At 58.2% G+C, this 15,855-nt stretch carries 12 protein-coding genes; 9 read left to right on the top strand and 3 right to left on the bottom strand.

Annotation, left to right across the window (positions count from 1 at the left end):
* Window positions 1-564: 564 nt before the first annotated feature.
* The 6 genes from DIE23_RS37915 (at window position 565) to DIE23_RS37890 (ending at window position 8,075) form a co-directional block, all read left to right on the top strand.
* Window positions 565-1,983 (top strand): aldehyde dehydrogenase family protein, encoded by a 1,419-nt coding sequence (locus tag DIE23_RS37915; protein WP_124617887.1) that lies wholly within the window; start codon window positions 565-567, stop codon window positions 1,981-1,983.
* Between the two features lie 239 nt (window positions 1,984-2,222).
* Window positions 2,223-3,536, top strand: a complete 1,314-nt coding sequence (locus DIE23_RS37910) for an NAD(P)-binding domain-containing protein (RefSeq protein ID WP_124617885.1) — start codon at window positions 2,223-2,225, stop codon at window positions 3,534-3,536.
* Window positions 3,537-4,202: 666 nt separating this feature from the next.
* Window positions 4,203-4,601: a cupin domain-containing protein gene (locus tag DIE23_RS37905; RefSeq protein WP_124617883.1), complete on the top strand. Its 399-nt coding sequence runs from the start codon at window positions 4,203-4,205 to the stop codon at window positions 4,599-4,601.
* The gene (locus DIE23_RS37900) at window positions 4,601-6,061 is read left to right on the top strand and encodes an NAD(P)-dependent oxidoreductase (RefSeq protein WP_311767845.1); all 1,461 of its coding nucleotides are present in this window, start codon (window positions 4,601-4,603) and stop codon (window positions 6,059-6,061) included. The genes DIE23_RS37905 and DIE23_RS37900 overlap by 1 nt, the downstream gene beginning before the upstream one ends.
* 118 nt (window positions 6,062-6,179) lie before the next feature.
* Window positions 6,180-6,947 (top strand): SDR family NAD(P)-dependent oxidoreductase, encoded by a 768-nt coding sequence (locus tag DIE23_RS37895; protein ID WP_124617879.1) that lies wholly within the window; start codon window positions 6,180-6,182, stop codon window positions 6,945-6,947.
* A 264-nt stretch (window positions 6,948-7,211) separates the two neighbouring features.
* On the top strand, window positions 7,212-8,075 hold the full coding sequence (locus DIE23_RS37890; RefSeq protein WP_124617877.1) for an SDR family NAD(P)-dependent oxidoreductase: 864 nt from the start codon (window positions 7,212-7,214) through the stop codon (window positions 8,073-8,075).
* Window positions 8,076-8,207: 132 nt separating this feature from the next.
* Here the strand turns inward: DIE23_RS37890 and DIE23_RS37885 are convergent, their stop codons facing one another.
* On the bottom strand, window positions 8,208-8,546 hold the full coding sequence (locus DIE23_RS37885) for a carboxymuconolactone decarboxylase family protein (protein ID WP_124617875.1): 339 nt from the start codon (window positions 8,544-8,546) through the stop codon (window positions 8,208-8,210).
* A 464-nt stretch (window positions 8,547-9,010) separates the two neighbouring features.
* Here DIE23_RS37885 and DIE23_RS37880 point away from each other — a divergent pair, with 464 nt between their 5' ends.
* The 3 genes from DIE23_RS37880 to DIE23_RS37870 all read left to right on the top strand — a co-directional run bounded on the left by DIE23_RS37880 (window position 9,011) and on the right by DIE23_RS37870 (window position 13,279).
* The gene (locus DIE23_RS37880; RefSeq protein WP_124617873.1) at window positions 9,011-10,366 is read left to right on the top strand and encodes an MFS transporter; all 1,356 of its coding nucleotides are present in this window, start codon (window positions 9,011-9,013) and stop codon (window positions 10,364-10,366) included.
* 177 nt (window positions 10,367-10,543) lie between these two features.
* The gene (locus DIE23_RS37875) at window positions 10,544-12,022 is read left to right on the top strand and encodes an aldehyde dehydrogenase (RefSeq protein ID WP_124617871.1); all 1,479 of its coding nucleotides are present in this window, start codon (window positions 10,544-10,546) and stop codon (window positions 12,020-12,022) included.
* 192 nt (window positions 12,023-12,214) lie between these two features.
* Window positions 12,215-13,279 (top strand): NAD(P)-dependent alcohol dehydrogenase, encoded by a 1,065-nt coding sequence (locus DIE23_RS37870; RefSeq protein WP_124617869.1) that lies wholly within the window; start codon window positions 12,215-12,217, stop codon window positions 13,277-13,279.
* A gap of 120 nt (window positions 13,280-13,399) precedes the next feature.
* Here the strand turns inward: DIE23_RS37870 and DIE23_RS37865 are convergent, their stop codons facing one another.
* Window positions 13,400-14,404, bottom strand: coding sequence for an aldo/keto reductase (locus tag DIE23_RS37865; RefSeq protein WP_124617867.1), 1,005 nt, complete (start codon window positions 14,402-14,404; stop codon window positions 13,400-13,402).
* A gap of 188 nt (window positions 14,405-14,592) precedes the next feature.
* The gene (locus DIE23_RS37860; RefSeq protein WP_124617889.1) at window positions 14,593-15,489 is read right to left on the bottom strand and encodes a LysR family transcriptional regulator; all 897 of its coding nucleotides are present in this window, start codon (window positions 15,487-15,489) and stop codon (window positions 14,593-14,595) included.
* Between the last annotated feature and the right edge of the window lie 366 nt (window positions 15,490-15,855).

Genomic DNA, 15,855 nt, shown 5'->3' with positions numbered 1-15,855 from the left:
CGTTCCGTGAACTATCTTCTACAACGTCCTCGGCTGCGTCAGCGATGACCACCGAGCCGGATTAATCAGTGTTTCCCTAGCACAATTAATCGCTCCACTACCGGAATTAAACGTCCTCAACATCAGCGGTAGCGATAAGCGCCCCTCGCCGTCGGACGAGCGTTTGCGCTGGACACTGAGCCCCAGCCGAGCTTTGTGGGCCGGGCTGTACGTGTCGTCCGAATGTACGAAAGTGTGTTTCCGGAACACAGCATCGCGCACTCGGGGGCGCCAAATACCGAAAACACGACGACAAAAGGGGCGCGTAGGCGACTGGCATGGACCTTGCGGGAAAATCCGGCGAACGAAAAGCGAAACGCCACGGTCCGCCGCTGCGGCAGTGCCGCAACGCAGCCGGCTAATGTTGCTGCCAACGAAATGAGGTCTCCATTTCTCACCTTTTCCCATTTTCGGAAACCAAGTGCGGCTTCCCATGCATAACGAGTGTTGAAACGGCTGATCACTAACCCTTGAAATGCTCCTCCCCTCCGCGATTTGTATTCTCAATTGTATTTAGCGAAGCCAATGAAAAATTTCGAACAGTTTTATATCGATGGTGCATGGGTCGATCCGATCGAGTCGCGGCCATTCGAACTTGTGAATCCAGCGACCGAGGTCACCTTCGGCTCCGTCGCATTGGGTAGCCGTGTGGACGTAGATCGAGCAGTGCAGGCGGCAAAGCGTGCACTTCCGTTATTCAGCGCAACATCGAAAGAGCAGCGGATCCAGCTTCTCGAAAACATCATCGCTGTCTATCAGCGACGCGAAGATGAAATCATGGCTGCGTTGACAGAAGAAATGGGTGCGCCGAGGTCCATGAAGGCGCATACGGCATCGGGTCTTGCCGCGCTTCGGCAGGCAATCGAAACTCTTACGAGCTATGAATTCGAGTCGAGGGTCGGCGTCAACCTCATTCGGCGCGAAGCGATTGGCGTGGCCGGACTGATCACCCCCTGGAACTGGCCGAATCAGCTCATCTGCAACAAGCTATCGTCAGCATTGGCAGCAGGTTGCCCGGTCGTGGTCAAGCCGTCGGAATTTACGCCGATGAGCGCGCTGGTGCTGGCCGACATTCTGCACGAGGCCGGTGTTCCCAACGGTGTTTTTAACCTTGTGAACGGCGACGGGCCAACAGTCGGCAACGCCATCAGCGTACACGAGGATATCGCGGTCGTCTCATTCACCGGTTCGACTCGTGGCGGAATTCTGGTCGCAGAGGCGGCCGCTCCGTCGGTGAAACGGGTCGCTCAGGAACTCGGTGGCAAGTCAGCCAACATCGTATTTCCGGATGCCGACTTGCGTGCGGCCGCACTCTACAACGTAACACGCGGATTCGTAAACAGCGGGCAGTCTTGTCATTCTCCGACACGCTTGCTGGTACATGAGGATCAACTCGAAACTGTCCTAGGCCATCTCCGAGACGCCGTCGCACAAATGCGGGTTGGTAATCCCATGGATCCCGAGACGACACATGGCCCGGTCGTCAACGGCGCACAATTCGAGCGCATTCAACATTACATCGAAGTCGGCCTGAAAGAAGGGGCAAGGGTTGTATGCGGTGGCCCTGGGCGCCCCGATGGGCTCGATCAAGGGTTTTTCGTGCGCCCCACGATCTTCGCAGATGTGACGCGCGACATGACCATCGCACGGGAAGAGATTTTCGGTATGGTCACGTCGGTCCTGACCTACAAGACGACGGAAGAGGCGATCGAAATCGCCAACGATACCGACTATGGTCTGGCGGCGTACGTGTTTACTCGTGACCAGGATAAGGCACTTACCGCGTGTCGTGAGCTAAAGGCGGGGCGAGTCTTCTTCAACGGCGCCCCCGCGAATACCGCCGCCCCAATGGGGGGCTACCGCAAATCCGGCAATGGCCGCGAAATGGGTGTATTCGGGATGGAGGAATATCTCGAGACGAAGGCAATCATCGGATTCGCGTAATAGTGTCGAGCCGCACCGAGACGGGCGGATTGGAGCGATCGGACTTCGGCAAACGCTAGCGATGCGGTATGTCGGCTAAGCCGAACCATCAGGTCGCCACGGACACTGCATCTAGCACGTCCGTCCGTTTCGACGTGCAATTTATTTGGCGAGTCGTCGCCGTAGCAATCACGGGTGCCTTATGGCAGCCCTCTACTCCACAGCACGCTTCGCACTCGCTTATGACTAAAGGAGACAGCATGAAAATCGGCTATATCGGTCTGGGCGCGATGGGCGGCGCGCTCGCGCGGCGGCTGCTGCAATCACAACCGTTACAGGTCTGGGACCTCCAGCAGTCCGCTATCGATCGATTCGTGCAACTCGGCGCAAAAGCTGCTGCGTCACCTGCGGATCTCGTGCGTGACTGTGATTTCATCATGACTTGTTTGCCACGGTCGTCAAACGTGCACGAGTTGCTCTTCGGGGCCGGGCGAGGTGCAGACGGCCTGTCTTCTGGAAAAATCCTGATCGATCAAACCAGCGGCGACCCGAGTGAGACCGCAAAGATCGCAAGCCGGCTTGCCGTAAGTGGCGTCGCAATGTTGGATGCGCCAGTTTCTGGCGGGCAGCGGGGCGCCGAAGCGGGAACGATCGCAATTATGGTCGCGGGGCCGCAACATGCCTACGATCGGGCACTGCCGGTGCTGCATGCGATTAGCTCCAACGTCGACTATTGTGGGCAACGCACGGGCGATGCTCACGCGATGAAGGTCATAAACAACACGATGAGCGCGTCGTCGCGGCTGGCGACGCTGGAAGTCGTTGCGATGGGCAGAAAAATGGGAATGTCGCTTACGACTATTACCGAGGCCATCAACAGCGGAGAGGGAGGCAACAGAACTTCGACCGTTAGCTTGCCGGCGCTGCTCGAGGGCCGATCCCCCGTCGGCGAATTTGCATTGGCTCTACTGGTAAAGGATTTGAACCTGGGTACTGACCTGGGAATGAAGTGTGGTGTGCCGATGATGATTGCCAACCTGGTCCGCAGCTATCATGAGACGGCATTGAATTTGTTGGGTCCGGCGGCACAGCTCAAAGAGTTGTTCGGTGTCGTCGAGAAGATGGCTGGCACGTGTTTTGTCGTGGAGTCAGAAGAGGCACGGGCTATTCCACAACACGCCGATTCAGAGGCAGCGAAGCTAGTTAGTCATACTGTTGCCGCATGCAATCTTCTCATTACATATGAATGTGCAGCGCTCGCGGCTAAGTTCGGGTTGCCACTAGACTTGATGGCAAAGATCTTTCTCCAGGGCGGTGCGTGGAACCGCGCCGCGGAGCGCGTACTTCCAGTGCTTTCATCGGGCAAGCCAACCAGTGATCTGCAACTCGGCGCCTTGGTCAGCGAACTGAGAGTCGCCTCGGAGATGGCAAAAGGCTGCGGCGCTCCGATGACTGTTGGCCATCTCGTTCGCGGTCTCGTTGAAACCGGCATCAATCAGATTGGGGGCGATGCCTCTACCGATGCGCTATCACGGTTGTTCGAGATGATGGCTGGCGTGCGGTTCGTCGCCTAGTCAGAGTATGTCGCCGCTTTACCAGATCGCATGAATGGTGGACGGCGGCATTCGTTTTTGCGTGTCTGGCGTACGGATAGATTGCTGAGCATCGGGATACGATACACATTGTTCAGCCTGCAACGGCCGCAGGCGGTTACCGAATCACGAACTGACTTGCATTGCCATTATCGGTGGCTAGCGTTCACCGTCGCGCTACGCGAAGTAGCGCGATAACCAGTGCGGCATGGATTAGTCACCACGAGCGGGAATGCCGCCGTCTTCGCATCCTAACCAAGGGGCCTAGTCAACGCGACGGAGCCGACCGTTCCGCAGTCAAGGAATTGCCTGGCGCAGACAGGCAGCATGTTGTTCGCGCGAACACGTGTTTTCACCTTGTACATCTGTCGAATCGAATGCGCGTGCCGTGGAAATCACGACCGCGCCATACGGTTACGCGATCTCCATTAATCACCTTACGGTTGCCGAAATGTCCGCGAGACCCAAAGCGCGCAATTTCCCATGAGGCTGTATGCGCAGAGTCCCCGGACGAAAACACTGAATCGCCTTGACCACGCGTTTGCGATGCGGAGTGGGAACCGCATTGCTCACTCACACCGAGATCGGTCCATCTTGGCATGCTACTTGCGTAAAGGATGCAATCGAAATAACTCAGTGAGGTAGCGGATGAAGGTCAATCGGTCATGTCCTGTTCCATCGAGTCTCGCGCCGGCAGAAAACTTCACGGGCACGGTCAGACGCGACGGTCTGATTCGCGCGGAAGAACCTGGTCGCGTGGGAACCGGTCTCGTCACGTTCGAACCTGGCGCGCGTACTGCTTGGCATACGCATCCTGCCGGCCAGATTCTGATCATCACTGCGGGCCGAGGCTGGGTACAGTGCGAGGGGCAGCAGCGTTACGAAGTGACTGCGGGTGACTCGGTCTGGATTCCTGCCAACGAACGCCACTGGCATGGCGCGACCGACACGACGTTCATGACGCACATCGCCGTAACGGAGGCCGTCGATGGCAATGCAGTGACCTGGCAAGAACATGTCAGCGACGAGGAATACGTCCGCGGCTAATGCCGCCGGATGGCTCCGCCCACGAGCCGACTGGGTTTCCTGACGGATCTCCGGTAGACGTTATTGGAACCTGGTTGCTCGTTTTCCGTATGAGATTGATCAGGCAGTGGACGATTTCAATCTGCCTGTTACGTGAGAGCAGAAGCATGAAGATCGGTTATGTTGGTTTGGGTGCGATGGGCAGGGCATTGGCGGGAAATTTGGCCGGTGGTCACGACCTACTGGTGTGGGATCTCAATCCGACCGCGATTCAGACGCTTGTTGAACAGGGCGCGCGAGCAGCGATCTCGCTGGCAGACGTTGGCGCGAATTGCGATGTCGTCGTGCTTTGCCTTCCAAAGAGCGACAACGTACGCGACGCATTGTTCGGAAGCGGGGGACTTGCCGAAACACTGAAGCCGGGCACGGTCGTCATTGACCAGACGAGCGGGTTGCCGGATGACACTCGATCGTTCGTCCTGGCGCTTTCCGAGAAAGGGGTCGGCCTCGTAGATGCGCCCGTTGCAGGCGGTGTACCCGCTGCGCTCGCCGGTCAGATCACGATCATGGCTTCGGGGAGCGACGCGGCGTTCGAGCAAGCGTACCCGGTGCTCGTATCGATCAGTCCGAAGGTCTTCAGGTGCGGCCAGCGAGTAGGCGACGCTCAGGCGCTCAAGGCGATCAACAACATGGCTAACGCGGCTTGCCGAATGATGACCCTCGAAGTCGTCGCAGTCGGGCGCAAGCTTGGCTTGACTGCGGCAGCGATGACCGAGGCGCTAAACGCCGGAGAAGCCCGCAGCTTCATCACGGAACGGATGCTTCCTGCAGTGGTTGAGGGCCGATCATCGACCAATTTCGCGCTCGGGCTTATGGTGAAGGATCTCAATCAGGCTGCGCTGTTAGGAAGCAGGAATGCGCTTCCGATGCCGATTTCAGACGTTGCGAGAGGGATGATCAACGCGGCACTCAATTTGCTGGGCGAGCAGGCGCGATTGGACGATGTCGTTCCGTTCATGGAGTCGTTGACCGGCACGAAGTTCGTCGGGGATGCGGAACGCAATGTCCGGCCGCTGGGCGATCACGCTGTCGAAGCCGATGCAATGCGGCTGGTCACCGCTTCGATCGCGGCCTGCAATCGTTTCATCATGCTGGAAAACGCGGCACTGGCTGTGAAGGTCGGACTGGACGTGTCTGACTTTGCCCCAGTCATCAATAGTGGCTCGGCGTCGAGTGCCGAGGCGGAGAGCCTGTTCGATGGACTGTTGGGCCGTGGCCAGGATATCGACCGGACGGTAGGGAAAATGCTGGACTGTCTGACTCGCTTGACGCAACTCGGCTCCGGCATTGGTGTGCCGATGCTCATGACAAACCAGATCCGCGCGCAATGTCTGCAGAGCGTGGCCGATGTAGGCGCTAATGCGCGGCTCACCGCCCTGAATGGCTGTTTGGTAACAACTCGCAATCCAGCGAACCGCTGAACTGAACTCAGGTTTCGCGGTATCGACGGCCGCCGTCAATCCGCGAATTTTCAGCGACACGCTTGGCAATTCAACGAAGCTCTCGGCATGTCGGGAGCGATGACAAGGAGACGGAAGTATGAGTGGCATGCTGAGTGGAAAATCGGTCCTGGTCACCGGTTCCGCAGGTGGAATCGGAAGAAGCGCAGCATTACTGTTCGCGCGAGAGGGCGCACGTGTCGCCGCCACCGATGTCAACGCCGCGGGGGCCGCAGAGACGGTGCGAATGATCGCCTCGGAAGGAGGGGAAGCGATCTCGATCGCCGCGGATCTCACGAATGGCAATCAGATCAACGCGATGGTGCAGACAATTGTCGATGCGTTTGGTCGCCTGGACTGCGCGTTCAATAACGCTGGCGTCAACGGCGCTCAGGTAGGACAAGGCGGCAGGTTTCTCGCCGATTGGGACGAGGAGGCGTTTGACAGAGTCGTCGCGATCAATCTGAAGGGGACGTGGCTCTGCATGAAGGCCCAGATCAAGCAGATGTTGCAGCAAGGTGGTGTCGGCGCGATCGTCAACACGGCATCTCTGGCAGGGATAGCGGGGTTTGCTACCACAGGCGGGTACGTGGCCAGTAAGCACGCGGTAGTTGGCATGACGAAGACGGCCGCGATCGAATATGCACCGTACATTCGAGTGAATGCAATTTGCCCGGGCTTCGTCGACACGGAAATGCTCAAGGATCCGATGGCACGTCGCGGCGATCAAATTCTGGCTGGCATACCGTTCAAGCGACTGGCTGATCCGCGTGAGATAGCGGAAATGGCCTGTTGGCTTCTATCGGATCGTGCGTCCTATGCGAGCGGTCAGGCTTTTACCGTCGATGGCGCGTATATGGCCGGCTGATTTCTTGGCGTAGCTACTGCGTTGTGGCGCGCGACGGGCGAAAGGTTGGATTGCCATGATCTTGTGAAGCGTGGAAATGCCTCGAATGTGCGCTGCGATGAATTGCACCCCGAAAGGTTCGGAACGGAACCAGCCTGCGGGGTGTTCTTTTTGAGTCGCCTGATTTGTCGAAAGATGGCGACGTGGGCGTCCTGCCTGGCGAACCTTCCGCGGTAGGCAGACGGTGAGCCCTGCAGGTTTCGAAGACGCAGGAGGAGAGAGCATATGAGTGATTCGACGATCGAGAGACGCCTCGATTGGATGAAAAGATCGACGATAGAAGGCTTTGCGGGGCTCATTGTCGGTGCAGGTAGTGGCATGGGCGAGGCATGTGCCTGGACCTTTGCTGCTAACGGTGGTCTGACCGTTGTGGCGGATTTGAACGAGGCCTCCGCCCAGAAAGTTGCTGCAGCGATCACTGCGCGCGGCTACAAGGCCATTGCCGTCAAGTTGGACGTAAGTCGAAAAGATGACATCGATGCAGCCGTGGAAAAGGTGGTCGCGAAATACGGGCGTCTTGATGTCTTGATCAACGTCGCGGTGCACGTCGCCAGCACGCTGCTGGAGGATGTGGATTTCGATCGCTGGGACCACGCGTTCGGTGTCAACGTGCGCGGGGCACTCGTGCTTGCGCTCGCGTGTCGTCCGCATCTGCTCAAGAGTCCGGCGCCTGCAATTGTTCACGCGGCCTCGCTGGCCGGTGTACACGGTTACGCGAACTCCGGGTCCTACGGGCCGAGCAAGGGGGCACTCATCGCACTGAGCAAGCAAATGGCCATGGAGTGGGCGGTGGATAATATCCGGGTGAACGTGGTCATTCCGGGTTCCATCATGACGCCTGCGATGATCAGGGATGTGACTCCGGTCGGCATCGCTGCTCGCAAAAAGCAGATTCCGCTGGGGCGCTTGTCCGAGGCGAGCGAGCAGGCTGACGTGGCAATTTTCCTCGCGTCTCCAGCAGCCTCCTTCGTGACCGGCCAGACCATCGTGGTAGATGGCGGCTTCTCGCACAATCTATGGCCTCAGCCGATGGGGATGTCGGAGTCGATGCGTGAGCGGGCAGAAAGACTCAAGCGCGAAAGCCAGTGATGAAAGCGCTCCTTGATCATCGTTACGGCAATCAAGGAGCGACTGGCCATCTGAATGAAAGCGCAGCTTGGTTTGGTCACGCCAGTCGTACTTCTTTCATCGCCATCGAGGCCATGACACGCGTGCTAAACGTTACTTGTCGGATTCCGAATCGGATCCTGATTCGAGATGCGGCAGAGCGGCTTTTGCCGCGTTTACGCCGCAGGGCCACCCTGCATAGAATGCGACCTGGACAACCAGGCCGCGAAGCTCATCGGGAGTTACGCCATTTGCTACAGCTTTGTGGATATGTGCCGATAGCTCTTCGTTTTTCCCGAGCGCCGCAAGCATCGCACAGGTGACGAGACTCCGATCACGTGGGCTCAGCTCCGGCTGAAGCCAAACGTCGCCGAACAGAACGTCTTCGCGTAGACGCCCAAACTGCGGCACTGCCTTGTAGATGTGTGCGTTCGAGTTCGACCAATTCGACATTTTCTCATTCCCATAATTCAAACCGAAGAAGTGCCGTTGGGCGCCGACACGACGCCAGCGCCAAGGCTGGGTTTTATCAGCAATGCGCGTGCCAATTCAGATTCGCCGGGTACTTGCACCGTGAGACGCTCACGTCGAGTGTTGACTGGTTTCCTATCGAGCGGGTTGATGCGGAATCCGTTCAGAGGAGAGGCGGACGCTTGCAAGAGGCGGTGGCAGTACGACGGAGCCTGTCTTCCAATATGACACCAATGTCTTCCGCGCAGCCACTTTCTCGGTCTGCCGAAGCCAATTTCGCGTGAGCTTGCGTGAACTGCCTGGGTCGCATGCGGCATGGCTCGTTGGCGCGCTCCTTGCTTCGTGATAGTTCGACGTATGAAGACGTTCCCGATTGCTCGCGGGGCCATACAGGCTCGAGGTGCGAATCGCCGGTGATATGAAAACAGAGAGACATAGGTAGGAACATGGAAAAAATGATGCACGTTGCGAGAAATCAGTACCTGTCGAGCAAGCCTTATCCCGACGCGGGATACGCATGGTTCGTAGTGGTCTGCCTGCAGATTGCATATGCGGTGGCACTTGTTGATCGCGGAATTCTGGCGCTGCTCGTTCAGCCGATCAAAGCGGATCTTCACCTGACCGATACGCAGTTCAGCTTGCTTGCCGGCATGGCTTTCGCGATTTTCTATGCGGTTTTTGGCTTGATCCTCGGGCGCGTAGCAGATCGATGGAACCGCCGCAACATGATCATTATTGGGTTGGTCTTATGGAGTCTAGCGACCATCGTTTGCGGACTTGCTCGGAACTTTCACGAGCTGTTTGTAGCGCGGATCCTGGTTGGGGTGGGTGAGGCCGCTCTGAGTCCCGCCGCCTATTCGATGATCTCCGATTACTTCCCGAAGGAGCGTCGGGCGCGTCCGATTTCGTTCTACACGATGGGAATCTGCACCGGGGCCGGTGTGGCGCTGCTGTTCGGGTCGGCTGCGGTTGCCTATGCTTCCCAGGCGCACACGCTGATCCTTCCGTTGCTGGGTGCCGTTCGGAACTGGCAGTTCGTGTTTGTGATCGTTGGCATTCCGGGCATTGTGCTGGCGGCGATCATGTTGCTGGTCAAGGAACCAGAACGACGGGAGCTGTCTGCGCCAGATGCGCAGCGTAGCCCGCTGCGACCGTTCCTCGCGATGCATGGAAGGCTGATCGCATTCATCATTCTGGCATTCGCGTTGAATGGGGTTGTCTATTACGGGGTCGCTACTTGGACGCCCGCGTTGTTTATTCGGAAATTCGCATGGAGCGCGGCACGCATCGGATATGCGATGGGTGTGCTGCAGTTTGTCGCTGGTTCGCTCGGTATTCTTTTTAGTGGGTGGTGGGTTGGCCGTCCGTCCGTTCGAGGCTCGGGAGCCATCCTTTTATCGGTGCCGCGCAACGCCCTGATCGCGATGCTCCCAGTCGCACTTGTCTTCGGCTTCGCGAACGATGCCACTGTCACCCTCGTGGCGCTGGCAGTGCTGATCTTCCTGGGCGGCGTGGTGTCGGCACAGTCCGCGGTTGCGTTGTATTACGTGACGCCAAACGAGTTTCGCGGGCGCATCGTCGCGGCGTATCTGACGACCGGGACGATCCTCGGCCTCGGTATCGGTGCGTTCGTGTTTGCTGCCGTGACGGACTACGTGTTCGGGAACGAAGCCGCGATCGGAAAATCGTGTGGGCTCGTGTTTGCATGCGTCGTATTGCTCGGCGCGGAGTGCTTGCGTCGCGCACTGCGCATCATTCGTGCCGCGCCGGAAACGTCTGCGGCGATTCGGGCAACGTCTTGATAATAGACCTACAGGACCGTCGCGGCACGCGCCCAAGGCACGGCAGTTTCTGCCGTGCCTTGATCAGACCGCTCCGTGGCGGGAATTGGCGGCCAGCCCGACTGGAGTTCATCTTGCACGTAACCGGGAACACCGTTCTCGAGCGTCAATCAATTCAACCGACTAGGTACTATTCCGATGATTCATCACGACCTGTTATCGCATCCCAATAAGCTCTTTATCGGAGGCAAGTGGGTTGAGCCTTCGTCAGATCAGACGATTTCCGTTCTGAATTCCGCGACCGAGGAGCTGTTCGAGGTCGTACCGGAAGCGCAGGCCGCGGATGTCGACCGTGCGGTGGCATCTGCGCGTGAGGCTTTCGACCGCGGTCCATGGCCTCGGATGTCGCATGCCGAGCGCGCGCGATATCTGACTGCCATCGCGGACGAACTCGACAAGCGCGCGGACCAGCACGCACGCATCTGGACGACGGAAACTGGCGTCGTGTTCAGTGCGTCGAAAAGCCGAATGGCCACATTTGGTGACTCGTACCGCTATTATGCGAGCCTGGCCGACTCATATCCGTTTCAGGAGCGACACACACCGGAAAACGGTGGGCGTCTCGCGATCGTCGAGCGTGAGCCTGTCGGCGTGGTTGCCGCAGTGGTCGCATGGAACGGAGCGCCCGGATTGATTGCTTCCAAGGTCGCGCCGGCGCTGATTGCTGGGTGCACTGTGATCGTCAAGGCGTCGCCGGAGGCACCTGGGGCGGCGTACATACTGGCCGAAGCCTGTGAGGCCGCCAATCTGCCCGCCGGCGTACTGAATATCGTGACGGCGGATCGGGCCGTTTCGGAGCACCTGGTTCTGCATCCCGATGTCGACAAAGTGGCATTCACGGGGTCGACGGCAGCCGGCCGCCGCATCGCGTCGATCTGCGGTGAAAGAATTGCGCGTTGCACGCTCGAGCTGGGTGGTAAATCGCCGGCGGTGTTGCTGGATGACTACGATATCGAAACTGCCGCCAAGGCTATTACATCGCGCGCAACCTTCCTGACAGGGCAGGTATGCTTCTCGCTGACGCGTGTGATTGTGTCGCGAAACCGCCATGACGAACTGGTTGATGCGCTGAGCGCGCATTTCGGCAATGTCAAAGTCGGTGACCCTTTCGACCCCGATACCGAAATGGGTCCTCTCGCGATGGCCCGTCAACGCGAGCGGGTCGAGCACTACATCGGTCAAGGGATTCAGGACGGCGCGACACTGGCGGTAGGCGGCAGCAGACCGTCTCATCTGCCGCGCGGGTACTTTATCGAACCGACTGTATTCGGCAACGTGACCAACAATTCGACCATTGCGCGAGAGGAAATATTCGGGCCGGTCCTCTCGGTCATTGCTGCGGATAGCGAAGAACATGCGGTCGACATTGCCAACGATACGGCGTTCGGCCTCAATGCGGCCGTATTCACCAAAGATCCGGAGCGAGCATATGCCGTTGCGCGACGTCTGCGCGCTGGCACCGTTGGGCATAACGAAGTCCGACGCGAGCACCGGTTGCCGTTCGGTGGATTCAAGCAATCGGGGTTAGGGCGTGAAGGCGGCCCGGACGGCCTGCTGCCGTACCTTGAGGCCAAGGTGATTATTCTGGACGACCTGATCGACTTGCCGATTCAGTAGGCCGGACGACCGGATAGAGCCGGCGTTGTCGCTGAAGGCGAGCTCCGATGTCATGCCTTGACACCTTCAGACACGACCCGGCTTCCCTGTACGGACGTATCGAATCGTCGCACGTCGCGCTTGGCATCAACTAGGCCATCACGCCGGGTGCCTGAGCGGCGACCCAACTCCAGCTTCTCGAGTACTGAACAGATGAACACGCTTGGTTATGCCGCGGACGGCGCAGGCGCCCCGCTCAAGCCTTATGCGTTCCAACGACGCAGCTTGCGATCCAACGACATCGCAATTGACATTCTCTATTGCGGTGTATGTCATACCGACCTGCACAAGGTACGCAACGATTGGAAGAACAGCGTATATCCGCTGGTTCCAGGGCACGAAATCGTGGGACGCGTATCCGAAATCGGCAGCGACGTGACTCGCTTCAAAGTCGGTGACGCAGTGGCTGTCGGGTGCATCGTCGATTCCTGCATGCATTGCGATCAATGCCGGCTCGGTGAAGAGCAGTTTTGCAGAGAGGGCATGACACCGACTTACGGCGGGCGCGACCGACTGACACAAGCAGTGACACTGGGCGGCTATTCGAATCGCATCGTCGTGCGTGACGAGTTCGTATTGACCGTGCCAGCCGGACTCGATCTTTCTCGTGTAGCCCCGCTGCTTTGCGCGGGCATCACGACGTATTCGCCGCTGCGGAAATGGGGTGTGGAGCGAGGGAGCCGAGTTGGCGTGATCGGTCTCGGCGGCCTCGGGCATATGGCGGTCAAGCTCGCGGTTGGCCTGGGCGCGCACGTCACGGTAATCGGTCGAACGGCGTCGAAGGAGGCCGATGCGATGGCTTTAGGGGCGGATGCGTTTTTGGTATCGAGCGATGAAGAGGCTATGACGAATGCCAAGTCCAGTTTCGACGTCGTCATCGATACTGTGCCCGTCCGCCACGATGTTTCGCCTTATATGGTTCTGCTCGACATTGGTGGTGCGTTGGTGATCGTCGGGCAAATCGGTCCGATCGACGAGCAACTGACGATGCCGTTCGTGTTCGGCCGGCGCAGTCTGGCCGGATCACTGATTGGTGGCATCGCGGAAACCCAGGCAATGCTGGAGTTCTGTGCAGAAAAAAACATTCTGCCTGACTGCGAGATCATTCAGATGGACCAGATTAATGAGGCATTCGAGCGACTGGATCGTTCTGATGTTCGCTACCGCTTCGTGATTGATATGGCGTCGCTTCGAATGTCGAGTGCCTCGACGGCATGATGTGCCGACATCGCATGCCGTTGCCGCGATGCGTCAGCAATGGAGAGGTGCCAAAAAATCGGCAACGTAAGAACGAGGCGCACGATGGCGCCTCTCTTGTGAGGCAGGATAATAGCGCGGTTAAACGATCTTTCGCCCTTGGACCGGATAGCCCGGATCCGTATACCCGTGAGTCGAAACATGTCCTGGCCGCACGAGGCTATCGATTAAGCTCTCATCATCGGGACCGAGTTGAACCTTCAGCGCCTCGATATAGCTGTCCCAATGCGCCTCTGTACGCGGCCCCGCAATCGTGGCGCTCACATACTGATTCTTTAGCACCCAAGCCAGTGCAAAGGCGACAGACGTCGTGCCCAGCTTCGCGGCATGCTCGGCGATCTCTTGTGCGATCCGGATCGACTCCGGGCGCCATTCGGTCTGCTGGATACGCTTGTCGCCGCGTCCGGCCCGGCTGTCCACCGGGGCTGGGGCATCCACCGCATACTTTCCGGTCAGCACGCCTCGCGCAAGAGGACTGTAGGAGACAACTCCCAGTCCATGATGCGCCGCTGATGGCAACTGCTCGACTTCTGCGGTGCGATCGACGATGTTGTAGAGCGGCTCGCTCGCAACCGGACGGTCGATGCCCATCTGGTCAGCAATTCGCGCGATTTCGGCAATGCGCCACCCGTGGAAGTTCGATACTCCGAAATATCGAACCTTGCCTTGTCGGATCAAGTCGCCAACGGCTCGCACGCCTTCTTCCAGTGGCATATTCGGAAGCGCGCGATGAAAATAAAGAATGTCGATATAGTCAGTCCCGAGCCGCTTGAGGCTTGCATCGACCGACTGATAGATCCACTTACGCGATTGTCCTTGTTCATTCGGCCCCTGCGACATCGGGAAACCGAACTTGGTGGCCACCACCCAATGGTCGCGGTGATCGGCTATCGCCCGACCGACGATTTCTTCCGACCGGCCGGCGTGGTAAACGTCGGCCGTATCGATGAAGTTGACGCCCTGGTCATAGGCTTTGGCGATGATGCGCTTCGACGTAGCTTCGTCGCTCTCGCCGCCAAACATCATCGCACCCAAGCAAAGTGGGGATACTTTCAGGCCACTTCGACCCAGTTGGCGGTAATCCATGTCTCTGACTCCTGACGGGCACCGGCCCGCCACACTGATTTGTGAGAAGTCCACATCCGGTGCGCACGATGGGTTGTGCGTGTGCGGATGACTGTAGAGATCATAGAGGCAAAGGGAAGGTGGATAAAGCTCATCGAATCGACTGAAGTGGTGAATCTGATTCATCAATCTACGACGGGCCCGTAGAGCTACCGGGGGGAATACCTCAGGGCATCGATAACAAGTGAGAGTGCGAGCGAAGACTGCCGTCGACTCGGGTAATACGCGTGATAGCCGGTAACCGTCGGACTCCATTCATTGAGGGCGCTTCTCAACCTGCCGGCCCGCATGTGCGGCATCACCACATCTTCGGGCAGGTATGCGATACCAAAGCCGCCCAGCGCTGCATTGAGCAATTGCGGCGCGTTATTCACGATCAACTGACCTTCCACACGAACCTGGAGATCGTGCTCGCCTTTCTTCAATTCCCAAGAATAAATATTGCCAAGCGTTGCAAGGCGTAGCGAGATGCAATTGTGATGGAGCAGGTCGTCGGGCGTCTTTGGTGGTGGGAATTTCGCGAAATACTCAGGCGATGCGACGACCATCATTCGAAGGTCAGGCCCGATTCTGACCGCGATCATGTCCTTCGCAACTTGATCGCCCAACCGTACTCCTATGTCATGCCGTTCGCTAACGATGTCGGCGAGCCCGTAATCTACCGTGATCTCGATTTTGATATCGGGGTAGGCGGGTAAAAAACTCGAGAGCTTCGGCCACAGCACGGTTTCAGCCGAGTGATCAGTCGCGGTGATACGCACAGTCCCGGTTGGCTTGTCGCGGAATTCCGCGAGCGCCGCCAGCTCGGAGTCGATTTCTTCTATGCGAGGGGCGACTGCTTGAAAAATGCGTTCGCCAGCTTCAGTTGTCGAAACACTTCGCGTCGTGCGAGTCAGCAGACGCACGCCGAGCCGTGTTTCAAGACTGCGAATCGTATGGCTGAGTGCCGATTGAGATACGCCGAGTCTGGCCGCACCACGTGTGAAGCTGCGCTCTCGGGCAACCGCAAGGAATGCGAGCAGGTCGTTTAGGTTTTCACGCGCCATTGATCTATCGCTCTCCAGTTCAATTCTCGAGGGGCAAATCCTACCACTGCATCCTTCGTGCCTGGCCGCAACGGTCATTCCACTCTCCTCGTCCTACGTGGTGCGGCCCACATGTGTCTTCCAAATCGACATTCGGAAGTGCCGTCCAATCGATGTGTCGTTGCAGAAGACATTATCTGTGCAGCAGCTGCTTGAGAACACATCCTGGATTTCGGGACGCCCTCAATGCGACAGTCAGCCGACGCCTGTGTTTGTACCGAGGGGGTTCGAGTGTGGGTTTGTCCCGAGCATATGGCATGCATGTTGCTGTGAAGGGATGAGGAAAAACAGGCGCGGCCGCGATTAAGGAATCGGGCTGCCGCGCAT

The organism is Burkholderia sp. Bp9143 (genome assembly GCF_003853645.1).
Lineage (GTDB): Bacteria > Pseudomonadota > Gammaproteobacteria > Burkholderiales > Burkholderiaceae > Burkholderia.
Note: the sequence above shows the minus strand (reverse complement) of the source record. Positions and strands in the feature narration are given on the sequence as shown.